General features: G+C 46.1%; 11 protein-coding genes. All 11 read left to right on the top strand.

Annotation, left to right across the window (positions count from 1 at the left end):
- Window positions 1–102: 102 nt before the first annotated feature.
- The 11 genes from AC3B6P_RS06480 to AC3B6P_RS06430 all read left to right on the top strand — a co-directional run bounded on the left by AC3B6P_RS06480 (window position 103) and on the right by AC3B6P_RS06430 (window position 14114).
- Window positions 103–1065: a lysophospholipid acyltransferase family protein gene (locus AC3B6P_RS06480; RefSeq protein WP_489805275.1), complete on the top strand. Its 963-nt coding sequence runs from the start codon at window positions 103–105 to the stop codon at window positions 1063–1065.
- Window positions 1066–1161: 96 nt separating this feature from the next.
- Complete coding sequence (gene miaB, locus AC3B6P_RS06475; protein ID WP_489805274.1) at window positions 1162–2544, top strand: tRNA (N6-isopentenyl adenosine(37)-C2)-methylthiotransferase MiaB; 1383 nt, start codon at window positions 1162–1164, stop codon at window positions 2542–2544.
- Window positions 2541–3623 (top strand): PhoH family protein, encoded by a 1083-nt coding sequence (locus AC3B6P_RS06470; protein ID WP_489805273.1) that lies wholly within the window; start codon window positions 2541–2543, stop codon window positions 3621–3623. Before miaB ends, AC3B6P_RS06470 begins: the two co-directional genes overlap by 4 nt.
- Window positions 3624–3645: 22 nt before the next feature.
- A complete protein-coding gene (gene ybeY / locus AC3B6P_RS06465) occupies window positions 3646–4098 on the top strand; it encodes an rRNA maturation RNase YbeY (RefSeq protein ID WP_489805272.1) in 453 nt (150 codons plus the stop codon).
- Window positions 4095–5012 (top strand): hemolysin family protein, encoded by a 918-nt coding sequence (locus AC3B6P_RS06460; protein ID WP_489805271.1) that lies wholly within the window; start codon window positions 4095–4097, stop codon window positions 5010–5012. The genes ybeY and AC3B6P_RS06460 overlap by 4 nt, the downstream gene beginning before the upstream one ends.
- Before the next feature lie 61 nt (window positions 5013–5073).
- Complete coding sequence (locus AC3B6P_RS06455; RefSeq protein WP_489805270.1) at window positions 5074–5703, top strand: thioredoxin domain-containing protein; 630 nt, start codon at window positions 5074–5076, stop codon at window positions 5701–5703.
- Window positions 5704–5716: 13 nt separating this feature from the next.
- Window positions 5717–10261, top strand: a complete 4545-nt coding sequence (locus tag AC3B6P_RS06450; protein ID WP_489805269.1) for an AAA family ATPase — start codon at window positions 5717–5719, stop codon at window positions 10259–10261.
- Between the two features lie 126 nt (window positions 10262–10387).
- Complete coding sequence (locus tag AC3B6P_RS06445; protein ID WP_489805268.1) at window positions 10388–11047, top strand: metallophosphoesterase; 660 nt, start codon at window positions 10388–10390, stop codon at window positions 11045–11047.
- Entirely contained in the window at window positions 11037–11375 is a 339-nt protein-coding gene (locus tag AC3B6P_RS06440; RefSeq protein ID WP_489805267.1) for a chorismate mutase, read from the top strand. Before AC3B6P_RS06445 ends, AC3B6P_RS06440 begins: the two co-directional genes overlap by 11 nt.
- 125 nt (window positions 11376–11500) lie before the next feature.
- A complete protein-coding gene (locus tag AC3B6P_RS06435; RefSeq protein WP_489805266.1) occupies window positions 11501–11878 on the top strand; it encodes a glycerol dehydrogenase in 378 nt (125 codons plus the stop codon).
- A 1-nt stretch (window position 11879) separates the two neighbouring features.
- Window positions 11880–14114 (top strand): pyrroloquinoline quinone-dependent dehydrogenase, encoded by a 2235-nt coding sequence (locus tag AC3B6P_RS06430; protein ID WP_489805265.1) that lies wholly within the window; start codon window positions 11880–11882, stop codon window positions 14112–14114.
- Window positions 14115–14224: the final 110 nt, after the last annotated feature.

The raw sequence follows: 14224 nt of genomic DNA, 5'->3' as shown, positions 1-14224 counted from the left end.
CATGATGGATATGGCTGTACGCCCGATTTGCTTATTGTTTTCTTTCCTTCTAAGAGTGGATTAAGATTGTTTCTATACTAAAAACCCCTTATCAATCATTTTATGTCCGTTCCATATATGCCTCCCAACAAACAAAAAGCGGGGGTTTCTTCCCGTCCTGTTTTTGACCCTGAAGCTCTTTTTGAAAAAGATGAGCCTACGTCGCCACAATCTATTGCTCGTAACTTACGATGTACAGCCAGGCTTATAGCCGTATTGATATGGGGGTTTCTGGCTTGCTGCCTTCAGGCTTTTCTGATTCGGGCACCGGGCCGTCTTCATGTCAGATTTCCCTGTTTTTTCTGGAAAATTGTATGCAAAATCATGGGGATTCAGGTTAACCCTATTGGGAAACGGGCAGGCGGCATTTACACTGAAAACGACCTTAAGCAGGGCAGGAAACCTGTGCTGTTTATCGCTAATCACACGTCATGGCTTGATATTCTGGTCCTTGGTTCCGTATTGCCGACATTGTTTATTTCAAAACAGGAAGTCCGTAACTGGCCCTTGATCGGTATATTAACCCGCCTTGGAGGGACGATTTATATCAGTCGTAACCGTTTGGGAACAGGACATGAAGTCACTGAAGTCACCAATAGATTAAAGGAAGGCTATAATATCGCCCTTTTCCCTGAAGGAACATCTTCAGATGGGATGAGGGTTCTTCCTTTCCTTTCCTCCCTCTTTGCAATTGCTAAACCTGTCAAAAAGCGTGGACAGGCGGATGATGATCCTTCCCTGCCTCCTCCCCTGCTTGTTCAGCCTATTTCAGTTGTCTATGATCGATTAGAGGGGCTTCCTGTCGGAAAAAGCCGTCGTGCCTCTATATTCTCATGGTTTGGAGATATGGATCTGGCACCTCATCTCTGGTCATTAGGAAAATGGCGGTCAATGCGGGCCAGTGTTTATTTCCATCCTCCTCTTGACCCTGATAATTTCACTTCGCGAAAATTACTTGCGAACAAAACATATGAAATTATCCTTCAGGGGACTGAAGACCTTAGGCAAAATCGTCTTGAGAGCTGATTTTTGTAAAACATGACCTTCATTTGAAGCTTGATTTGAAGGCAGGCTTCTTATTATTGAAAGATTTTTCCTTCAGGGATGGTACTTCAGTTCTATATGTCACAGCTAGCAGCGTCTTCACAAACTGTTCGTGGTCTCCATATCATCACATGGGGGTGTCAGATGAATGTCTATGACAGCGCCCGCATGGCAGACGTCCTGCGTCCATTAGGATATGGTCCTGTTGAACGTGCCGAAGATGCCGACATGATCATCCTGAATACCTGCCATATCCGTGAACGTGCAGCTGAAAAAGTTTTTTCTGAACTGGGACGTCTCAGACTCATTTGCGAGGCCAACCTGGCAGAAGGACGCAAGACCCTCCTCGCTGTGGCAGGATGCGTCGCGCAGGCTGAAGGTGAAGAAATCCTGGCCAGGGCCCCTTATGTTGATCTGATATTAGGCCCGCAAACCTATCATCGTTTACCTGAAATGGTTGCCCGTGTTGCCAGAGCCGGCAAAACCATTATTGATACAGATTTCCCTGTTGAAACAAAATTTGATTTCCTGCCTGAAGATTCAGCCCCACAAACTTCAGGCAATCTGACTGCTTTCCTTACAATCCAGGAAGGCTGTGACAAATTCTGTTCATTCTGTGTTGTTCCTTATACACGTGGTGCAGAAACGAGCCGTCCTGTTCCCTCTATTATGGCTGAAGCGACACGACTGGTTGAGAGTGGCGTAAAAGAAATTACCCTTCTGGGGCAGAATGTTAATGCCTTTCATGGACAGGAGAATGATAAAATAATCAATCTTGCTGGCCTCGCAGAAAGATTGAGTACTATCCCCGGCCTGAAACGTATCCGTTATACAACGTCCCACCCGCGTGATATGGAACAAAGCCTGATTGACGCTCATAAAGATAATCCCCTTCTGATGCCATTCCTGCATTTGCCTGTGCAAAGCGGATCAGACCGAATTCTCAAAGCCATGAACCGCAATCATACTGCTGACGAATATCGGGAGATTATCCGTAATTTACGCAAGGCCCGACCTGATATTGCCCTTTCTTCAGACTTTATTGTCGGCCACCCTGGCGAAACAGAAGAGGACTTTGAAGCGACCATGCAGCTTATCCGCGATGTGACCTTCGCGGGCGCCTATAGCTTTAAATATTCTCCCCGTCCTGGTACACCTGCGGCAGGGCAGCCTTTTCAGGTTGATGAAGAGATTAAAGACAGAAGGCTTGCGGCGCTTCAGGCACTTTTACGTGAACAGCAGGATGCTTTTAATGCCTCCCTTCTTAACACAACCCAGGATATTCTGGTTACTGGCACTGGACGCAAAGCAGGGCAGTTAAGTGGACGCTCGCCCTATCTGCAACCTGTCCATTTCGAGGGAGATCCATCCCTGATTGGGCAAATTGTGAAAGTCCATATTACTGAACAGCTTACGAATTCCCTCGGAGGCGTTCTTGGCGAAGAGAGAAAAAGCTTTTGAAAGATTTATCCTCTCAATCATTATCCTCTTCTACCTACTCCGAGGATAAGCACTCTATCACATTGCGTTTTGAAAATAACGTGATTCTAAAACGCATTCTCGGGGAGCATGACCGTCACCTTGTTCAGCTAGAACAAGGGCTGGGTGTGCGCCTTTCCTGTCGGGGAAACCGCATTGCGATTATGGGAACCACCGAAGCGGTTTCCCAAGCGGAAGCAGCCTTTGAAGCCCTACATACCTTGGCTAAAAAAGAAAAGTCCATTGATTCAGAACAGGTTATGGGAATCATAAGGCTTGTTTCCATGCCTACATTACGCCCTTTCAGCTCTGTAAAGAAAAGCGACCCAGTTCTCGAACAGCTTCCCAGCTTTCAGACAAAACGTGGTGTTATTACGCCCCGTTCCCAAGGACAGGCTGCTTATATGGCCAATCTGGCAGCAAACGAACTTGTTTTCGGGCTCGGACCTGCTGGCACAGGGAAGACATATCTGGCAGTTGCACAGGCAGTCTCATTATTTCTATCAGGGCAGGTGGAACGGATTATCCTGTCCCGTCCGGCTGTCGAAGCGGGAGAAAGGCTAGGCTTCCTCCCTGGCGATATGCGTGAAAAAATTGATCCCTATCTGCGCCCACTTTATGACGCCCTTCACGACATGATGCCCGGTGATCAGATTGCCAGACGCATGGCAAGTGGTGAGATTGAAGTTGCTCCGCTTGCCTTTATGCGAGGCCGCACACTTTCTCATGCCTATGTCATTCTTGACGAAGCCCAGAATACGACACCAGCACAGATGAAAATGTTCCTAACCCGTATGGGAACTGGGACACATATGGCTATTACAGGTGATTTGAGCCAGATCGACCTTCCTCCGGCAATGACATCAGGACTTAAGGAAGCTGTTTCCACACTAAAAAATGTCCCTGGAATCGGCTTTTCCCACCTCACATCCTCTGATGTCATCCGTCACCCACTTGTCGCCCGTATTATTGACGCTTACGATCAACTTCCCCCTGCTCCTTCTCACAACCCCTACTCACGAGTTCGTCATGATTCCCCGAAATCTTCTATCAGAAGATAAGTCTCTTACGGATATTTCCGTAATGATTGATGACAGAAAATGGCGTCTTTCAGGAAACTGCCCCGAGAAACTAGTTTCCAAGGCCCTGGTAGCGACCCAGAGGCTTTTAGGAGAAAGTTTCATTGCATGTTACCCTGAGTTCGTTTTTGCGACCGATCATATGATCAAAAAGCTTAATGCCCAGTTTCGTGGGAAAAACAAACCAACCAATGTTCTGACATTTGAACCATCTTCCCCTGGTGAAGGTGGCAGCATCATTCTTGCATTTGAAACCATAGAACGGGAATCCCGTGATTCAGGAAAGAGTTTGAAGGCTCATAGCACTCATCTCATCGTCCATGGACTTTTGCACCTTGCCGGGTATGATCACCATCATCCCGGAGAGGCCAGAACTATGGAAATGCTGGAAACACGCATATTGAGGCAAATGGGCTTTGCTGACCCATGGAGAACCCGACGGAGATTAGCCATATGACACAGTCCCCTTCTGAGCGGTCTCAGCTTCTGAAATTTTTCAGTCGTAAACCCCGTTCAATAAGCGTGCGTCAGGCTCTTACAGATCTCGTTAAAGACTCTTCAACCCTTTCAAAAACATCTGAAGACCCCTCTGAGCTTGATCGACAGGAGCGTGCCCTTATTCTTAATGTCCTCCATCTACGAGACATCACCGCCGATGATGCCATGGTACCACGGGCAGATATTGTTGCCATGCCTGATGACCTCACCTATGAAGATGCCCTGGCACTTATGAGAACGGAAAATCACTCTCGTCTTCCTGTTTATCACGAAGAGCTGGATGATATTGTGGGCATGATTCACCTTAAGGACCTTATTTCATATAATGGCCCTGTCAGCGAATTTGACCTCCGAAAACTCCTTAGACAGCCTCTTTTTGTTGCCCCAACAATTCCTGTGCTTGATCTTATGCTTCAGATGAGACAACGCCGCACTCATATGGCACTTGTTATTGACGAATATGGCAGCATTGACGGTCTCGTCACAATTGAAGACCTAATTGAAACAATTGTTGGCGATATTTCTGACGAACATGATGAACCCGTTACAACACCGTGGCGTGAAAGGGCAGATGGGGCGATTGATCTCGATCCACGCCTGCCTATTGAAACACTGGAAGAAAAACTCGGCCCTGTACTGACTGAAAGTGAACGCGAAGCAGAAATAGAAACAGTCGGTGGCCTCGTCTTCAGACTGGCTGAACATGTCCCTACCCGTGATGAAGTCATAACCCATCCCAGTGGCTTAATCTTCCGTGTCATGGATGCTGATACACGCCATATTCTGGCATTACGCATGCGTATCCCTGATGATTGGACCGAAAGACATAAAGATGGTACAAAAACAGGAGATGATGACCATCAGGTTACTTGACATGTAGTTTTTCCCAGCTTTCTTTTTGAGACTTTGACTGAATTTATTGTTAGGATGCCATATGAATAAGCTATTTCTTTCTCGTCGTTCTCTCTTAAAAGCTGCGCCTACTCTGGCCGTCAGTGCCAGTCTTATAAAAATAGCGAAGGCCGGCACAAATGCAGATCCACGTCTTGGCTCTCGTATTATCGGCGATCCGAAAGCCCCTGTCCTTGTTCAGGAGTGGTTTTCCCTCACATGTACGCATTGTGCTCACTTTGCGACGGAAGAATTCCCTAAAATCCGTAAGGAACTTATTGAAACAGGAAAAATCCGCTATCAGTTTCATGATTTCCCCATGGACCGCGTTGCCTTGACGGCCGCAATGATCGCACGTTCTCTGCCTGAATCACGCTATGAAGCCTTTATCAGCTCACTATTCTCACGTCAGATGAAATGGGCTTTCGCTGATGGAGACCCCCTACAGCATCTCCGCCAGGAGGCCGCCCTGGCTGGTGTTTCCAGCACCCAGTTTGACGCAATTCAGAACGATCAAGAATTTACCAAGACTTTGTCAGAGCAGATTACTGCTGACATGAAAAAATATGACATTCAGGGAACACCCTATTTCCGCTTTAATGAAACACCTTATGCACAGGACCCTGAAACATTCGAGAAATTTTCAGACCTTGTCAAAGAAGCTTCAAAATAATTTAAGAAGCTAGATGACTGCCAGTAACAAACCCCATTTTACCCGCCTGACGATCGCTGGGTTCAAAAGTTTTGCCGATGAAGTAACGGTAGAAATTCTGCCCGGCCTGACGGGAATTATCGGGCCTAATGGCTGCGGGAAATCCAATATCGTCGATGCACTGCGCTGGGTCATGGGAGAAAGCTCTGCCAAGGCTCTGCGTGGTGGCGATAGTGATGACCTCATCTTTGCTGGCACAAATGCCCGGTCAGCTCGCAATCTTGCACAGGTTTCGGTCCAGATTGATGATGCTCAGGGTCTGGCACAATCTCCATTTCAGGAATGTGCAGAACTGGTTATTTCACGTCAGGCTGAACGGGGCAGTAATAGTACTTACCGTCTGAATAATACGGTTGTACGGGCCAAAGACATTCAGATGCTCTTTGCCGATATGGATTCCGGCGCTCGTAGCTCTGCAATTATAAGTCAAAATCGCGTTAGTCAGATTATTGAGGTTAAGCCTGAAGAAAGACGCGTCTTACTTGAAGAAGCCGCAGGGATAAAAGGGCTCTATGTCCGCCGGAAAGACGCTGAAACCAAGTTAAAGCAGGCACAGACCAATCTGGAACAGGCGCAGATTCACCTCGATAAGCTTAATGACCGGATTAAAACACTCTCTGAACAAAGCGAGCAGGCAAAAGCCTATCGCACTTTGTCAGAATCCATAAGAAGCACCGAAACAGAGCTTTTACATCTGCGGCATAATCAGGCCCGTATCAAGGTAGAATCCTCTCAAAATGAGCTTTCACAGGCTAAAGAATCCCTGGAAAAAGCAGCCACTTCCCTACATGAGAAAAAAGCTGCTTTTGAAGCGCTACAGCAGGAGCAAAACGCTCAGAAGGCGCAATTAGACCAGCTTCGCCCCCGTTTGGAAGAACAAAAACTTCAAATGGAGATTGCCCAGAATAATCTGTCCCATATCAAAAAAACATGGGACGAACGCTCGGAACAATTTAACGAGCTTAAAAACACGCTGGATGATAAAAATAACGAGCTCACAGCTCTCCGTCAGCAGGAAACAGCTTATAACGAAAATCTGGCGACGTTAAACAAGGATTACGATCCTTCCATCGACCTGATTTCTGAAAAACAAAAAATAGACAGACAGGAAAAAGATCTTGATGATTGCAAATCTGCCTATGATAAGGCCAAGGAGGACTATCATCAGGCAACACTCCGTTATGAAACGGCTAAAAACCAATGTGATGCTCTTCGTCAACATTTAAAACAAAGTCAGGATAGTCTCGATCAGATACAGGTCGAGCTTCAGAAAAATGAGCAGATATGCTCTAATTCCTCTCTCGTCACACAAGCTGGAGAACAGGCTGAACTGGCGCGCCAGACCCTTATCAAGGCAGAGCAGGACAAAGCAGCTTACAGCGACCTATGCCAGGAACAGAAAATTTCTGTTGAGAAAGCGAAATCTGCTCTTGAAGCTAACATACAACGCCAAAAACATCTTTCAACCCAGGGTAACCTGATTTCTGAAAGACTAAAAACGCTCGAAGTCAGGCATCAGAAAAGCTTATCTGAGCAGAAATCCCTTGAAACATCCATTATTTCTCCTGAGACACTGGAAACACAGAAACAGGCTCTATCCAAAGCACACGCATTACTGGAGGAAGCCGACGCCGCTGAAAAAACAGCACGAGATGCGCAGGATAAACAGGAACAAATATGGCTTAAAGTCCGGACTAGTCAGAAAGAAAAGACACAAAAACGAAAATTGCTGGAACTTGAAATTGAGCGTCTGGAACATCTTCAGCAAACAACGGCTCAACATCTTGTTCAGGCTCAAAAAGCGCTCTCGGAAGCCCAGTCTGAAAAAGACTCTCACAGCGATCTGGACGTCATTCGTAATAATCTTGCTGATAAGCAAAAACTTTATGACAATGCCCTGCAGGATATGAAATCCTGGCAGGAGGCATTAAAAAGTTCTTTCAACAAACTTTCAGATACGCGCAGGCAACTTCATCAGCAGGAATTACAGCTCCTTCAGATTAAAGGAGAAGCCTCCGGCCTGGAACATTCTCTTGAAATTTCTTCAGGTGATGACAGTCCCTCCTTATTCACCTCCCTTGAAGTTGATCCAGATTATGCTCATGCGCTAGCGGTTGCCTTGAGTGATGCACTCAATGCCGTATTGATCAGTGATGATTCCATCCAGAAAAAGATTCCTTATAAACGGGCCTGGCGTAAGCTTCCGCATCACCCTCCCCTTCCGTCACCTCTTGAAGGCCTTCAGACACTTTCAGACTTTGTCAAAGCTCCTCCTGCCTTATCAAGGGCCCTGAACGCTGTTTATATCATCGAAGACACATCACAGGCCCCTGCCTTACAGACTAGTCTTGTCTCAGGTGCATCGCTTATTGCGCGTGATGGTTCACTATGGCGCTGGGATGGATATGTTCAAAGTCCCGATATTCAGCCATCAGAAACAAGAAAGTTACAGAATCTGCAGAGATTGCGGGAATTACGCGACCAGGGCAATTCATTAGAGCAAACATCGAAAAAAGTGAGCGCCCTGCTTGATGAGGAACAGAATAATAACAAGCTTCTTCAAGCCAAAATTGAAACGCGACGTGATGAAGCAATCACCCTCGAACGTGATCTCTCTCACTTACGTTTTCAGGTTAAGGAACAGGAACATAGTCAGGAGCTTTCTGACAAGCGCCTCAATTACGCCCAGACTCAGCTGGACAAATATATTGCAAGCCAGAATGACGTTAAGAATAACATCACTGGCCTCAAAGAAACCCTTGCAGAGCTAAATGATGATCCGACTGAGACCCATTTGGAAGAACAGAAAACCATTACAGCACGCGAAGCTGTGATTGAAGCTCATAACAAACGTGCAGAATCTTATAAAAATTTTAGTATTGTCGAACGTGATTATACCCAGATTCAGTTACAATCTGACAATATACAGTCTCGTTTAAAAGATGTCTCTGCCACCCTCAAACATATCGAAGCCGATTTTCAGACACTTTCAGATCAAAAGAAAAGTTTTGAAACTGAGCTTTCCCAAATGGATTTGGGAGAAACTCAGAAAAGACTTACAGAACAACAATCAGAACTCAATGATAGGCTCACGACATTAGGACAGCTGGAGACGCATTATCAGGCTCTCCGCGCAGATTATGACCGTGCCCAAAACAAACTTAATATTCTGACACAGGAACAGTCCGCCTCCATAGGCAGACGTGATACGCTGCGACAGCAGGCCAAAACACAACAGGAGCTATGTCTTTCCCTTGATAAGGAACTGAAACAGGCCCTGACCACCATCGAGAAAATGCCCTCTCTAGAAGATGGAGCCAAAACAGTTGAGAATTTACAGATAAAATTCGAAAAAGACAGATTCTCTTTTCAGGAAAATCGTGCCGCTTATGAAGCACTTGAGCAAAAAACGCGCTCTATTACAGAACAGATACAAGCTATAACACTCAAGCTCCAGAATAGCGAAAATGATAAGACGCGTTTATCAAAGGAAGTTCATGACCTAAAACAGAAAAAACAGGTTTTTGAATTATCACTTCAAACTCAGGAAAATCCGGCTCAGCTGTCAGAACAGGTTGAAGCGTTGAAATCATCCTATGAAAGCCTGAAAACCCGTTATGACGAAGCAGATCAGAAACTTTCTTTACTGACAAAAACCCTTGATACAAGCCGTGACGAGCTTGCCTCTCTACAAGACCTGCATACGACAATAAGAGAAAAATCAAGTGGCCTGACTGAGCGTTTAACGCAGGCACAAAATCAGCTTGAACAGTTAACCACGCAAGAACCTCTTCCTAATCCTATAGAAAATACACCTCTTCAAAGCGATCTTTCTGGAAAAAGCGAAACATCATTACGCCGTGATATTAACAGGCTCCAACAAGAGCGCGATCAGTTGGGGACTGTCAATTTGAAGGCAGAAACAGAACATGATGAAGCCACAAATGAAGCCGATGCGCTCACAAAAGAGCTCGCCGAACTCACTGAGGCTATAGAGAAGCAACAAAAAATTGTTTCGACAATTAACCGTGAAGGACGGACACGTTTAAGTGCAGTCTTTGCAGATGTTGACCAGCATTTCCAGGCACTTTTTTCCCGTATATTTGGTGGAGGAAAAGCACATCTGGCAATGATTGGAAGTGATGACCCTCTGGAAGCAGGACTGGAAATTTACGCACAGCCACCTGGGAAAAAACTTTCAACGCTCTCATTGCTCTCTGGGGGAGAACAGGCACTGACAGCACTTTCGCTCATCTTTGCTGCTTTTTTCTGTAACCCTGCCCCTATTTGCGTCCTTGATGAGATTGATGCTCCCCTGGATGAAGCAAATGTCGAACAGTTCTGCCGTTTAATTATCGACATAAACAAACAAACCGACACACGCTTTCTGGTTGTTACACACCATCAGGTAACGATGGCTCATATGAACCAGCTTTACGGCGTTACAATGCAGGAGCGTGGCGTTAGTCGCGTACTATCTGTTAATCTTAGTGATAGTTCCAAATTCATAGGGAGTTGACGTTTTTCTCTTTCAGGGCGCAGAATAAGAAACTGCCTTACTGAATTTTGAGAGGTCATTCCCATTTTCACTAACCCTACCCTGAATGAAACAATTTTAGAGCGTATCCGCAAACATGGTATACGTGTGGTAGGAGACGTGCATGGAGACATTGAAGCATTCCGCCACGCTATAGCGACCGAACGCTACGTTATTCAGCTGGGAGATCTTGTCGATCATGGGCCTGACAGTGCTGGCGTCCTAAAATTAATGCTCACGATGCTTTATGAGCATAAAGGCATGTTTGTCCTCGGCAATCATGACCGTAAGCTGGCGCGCCTTTTGGAAGGACGTCAGGTGCATTATGACCAAGCCCTAGAAACAACACTCCATCAGGTCAGGTCCGCCCCTCACAAGGACTTTGAGCATAATGTTTATCATATGATTGCCAAAGCACCTGTATGGCAACGAATCAATCAGACCTTTTTCCTGCATGCCAGTTTTCATACCCTCATGATTACCATGCCTCCTCCTGAAACTGGTATAAACAAGCTATCAGCTCCCATTTCACGCGCTCTTTTTGGAGAAACGACCCACCAGTTACAACCAGATGGTTATCCTGAAAGACGTCTGAACTGGATTCATAGAGTACCACACGGTATGACTGTTTATGTTGGCCACGATCAGAGATCAACAGATGGTCGCCCTCACCTGAAGGAAGGCAGACTGGGTGGGAGGACGTTCTTCATGGATCTTGGTGCTGGCAAGGGCGGACACTTAGCATGGATTGACATTAATGACTTCTGACAACAACAAAGATAAAGATTACCTAGAACCATTATGGCGGCTGCGTAAAAGCATTGATAATATTGATGCAGCTATTATTTATATGCTTGCAGAACGATTTAAATGTACAAACGAAATAGGGAAGTTTAAAGCTAGTCATGAACTCCCCCCTACTGATAATCAGAGGGAAGCCGAGCAGGCAGAAAGATTATATTCACTAGCTCAAGATGCGAATCTTAATCCAGATTTTGCCGATCGCATTTTCAGAACAATAATTGATGAAGTTGTTCAAAATCATAGAAATATAAAAAAAGCAATAGATTCTATTTCTCAAAAAAATAATCAATAAATATATTGTAGAAATTAAATCTTTTGTTTTTATGCACGAAAATGTGTACACTTTAGAGGCTTTTCCGAAAGCCTAAAATCCTTCAAAAGGGGGAACAGGTCTAACACCTGTTATGAGGTGCTCATATGCTCTCTTCTACAAACACGTCACAAAGACCTTCGACACTAGGTGGGTTACTCACCATGCTCGTTGGCCTCGTAATTTTTCTCTTTGGCCTTTACTTCATCATTGAAGGTGCAGTTCTGGTCTCTTATGGCGGCTCCTGGTATTATCTGCTAGAAGGCGTCCTTTTCCTTACCCCAGGTGGCATTCTTATGATGATGCGTCGTCCTTTGGGGTGCTGGCTTTTTCTACTCGGTTGGGTATTAACATTCCCATGGACGGTTTATGAAGTCGGTTTTAACTGGATCGGCTGGTTACCTCGCCTTATGGGGCCTACTCTTATTGCCGTTCTGACCGTAATCTGCCTGCTCATGCTGAATGGCCGTAAAAGGAGCGCTTAATATGCGTAATTCTACGATTTTCAAGGCGCTCTTCCTGAGCACCGCGCTAGGCTCCGTTCCTGCTCTGGCACAAGTCCCTCCTACGGATGCGCCTCCAGGACCAGGCAATGCCGGTGAGGCCTTTCACGGAGATCCGGCCTATCCTTATCAAGGTGGGCCATATGCTGAAGCTGCCAAATCGTCAGTCTTTACATCTCCTGATCCACTGGCACCACAACCAGCAGGCATCAATTCTACCAAGATCCCTGATATTGGTGAAATTGCTCCTGATCAGGTTCCAGCAATGGTTCCACAGGAGACCGATAATCCCAAGCCAGAAGATTGGCCCTCTTACGGAAGAGATGAATATCAGACCCGCTATTCACCTCTGAATCAGATTACTCCTGAAAATGCAGGCAAGCTCCAAAGAGTTTTCGTCTATCACACAGGAAGTCTGGTTCCTAAAGGAAAAGCCAATAAATGGGCTGCTGAAACCACCCCTATTAAAGTTGGTGATTCCCTTTACCTCTGTTCAGCTTTGAACGACATGATGCGCGTTGATGCTACAAACGGTAAGGAAATCTGGCGTTATAATGCAGGGGTTGCCTATGAAAGCATCCCTTATACCGCAGCATGTCGAGGTGTTGTTTACTATACCTCTTCCACAGTGCCTGAAGGACAGCCTTGCCATAACCGTATCATTGAGGGGACGCTGGATATGCGTCTTATCGCTGTTGATGCGAAAGACGGCAAACTCTGTGAATCCTTCGGCCATAATGGTCAAGTTAATCTGATGCAGGGGCTTGGCTATGCCGTACCTGGACAGGTTTCTCTGACGGCAACACCACCTGTCGTTAATGGTGTTATCGTCGTAAATCACGAAGTTCTGGACGGGCAACGTCGTTGGGCGCCTTCTGGTGTTATTCGTGGTTATGATGCAGAATCTGGCAAATTTGTCTGGGCTTGGGATGTCAATAATCCGACAGACCATCACCAGCCTGCACCAGGTCATGTATATAGTCGTGGGACACCGAACTCATGGACAGGCATGACAGGCGATAACAAGCTTGGTCTCGTCTATGTTCCAACCGGAAACTCCGGGGCTGATTACTTCAGCGCCATGCGCAGCCCGGCAGAGAATGAAGTGTCTTCAGCAGTGGTCGCACTTGATGCCAAAACTGGTGAAAAACGCTGGGTATTCCAGACCGTGCATAAAGACGTCTGGGACTATGACATCGGTTCACAACCAACATTGTTCGACTATCATGCCGATGATGGCACGGTTATCCCAGCTCTAATTCAGCCTACAAAACGTGGTCAGACATTTATTCTCGACCGTCGTACTGGTACCCCTCTTCCAGGGTTCCCTGTTGTTGAAAAAGCGGCACCATCTCCAGGGAATATTCCTGAAGATCCCCGTTCACCAACACAACCATGGTCAGTTGGCGTTCCAAGACTTGGCTTCCCGGAATATAAAGAAGCGGACATGTGGGGTGTTTCACCACTTGACCAGCTATATTGCCGTATCAAATTCCTGAAGGCCGACTACGTTGGTGAGTTCACGCCTCCAAGCATCAAACGTCCATGGCTGGAATATCCTGGCTATAATGGTGGTAGTGACTGGGGTAGTGCTTCTTACGATCCCAAGACAGGCATCCTTCTGGCTAACTGGAGCAACACGCCCATGTATGACCAGCTGGTTGACCGTAAAACTGGCGATAAACTCGGCTATATTCCTGTAGATTCTCCTCAGTACAACCCAAATGGTGGTGGCGCTGAAGGTAATGGAGCTATGGGTGATACACCTTATGGTATCTCTGTCAGTCCTTTCTGGAACAGCTTTACAAAGGTTATGTGTAACAAGCCTCCTTTTGGCATGATTACTGCAATTGACCTTAAAGCTCATAAAGTTCTATGGCAGAAACCACTTGGGACAGCCCGCGCCAATGGACCTTTTGGTCTTCCAACATTCCTGCCTCTTAATATTGGCACACCAAATAATGGTGGACCAATCCAGACAGGTGGTGGCGTTGCTTTCATTGCAGCCGCAACGGATAATCTTATTCGTGCGATTGATATGAAAACAGGTAAAGTTATCTGGAGTGATGTCCTGCCAGGTGGCGGACAGGCAACACCTATGACTTACTCTGTTAACGGACGCCAATATGTTGCTATTCTGGCTGGTGGTCACCACTTCATGATGACCCCGATTTCTGATGCACTGGTTGTCTATGCACTCCCTGAAGGAACCAAATAAGAGCTTATTTTCTTAAAAGGTTCTTACAAGATAAAAGGGGCGGTAGGTTCATTCCTATCGCCCCTTTTATTATTTTTACATCTATGATTTTTTATTACTTGCAATTATCC

The sequence above is a fragment of the Aristophania sp. ESL1142 genome, assembly GCF_058107345.1.
The sequence above is the reverse complement of the archived record's forward strand: the minus strand, read 5'-3'. Positions and strand labels throughout refer to the sequence as shown.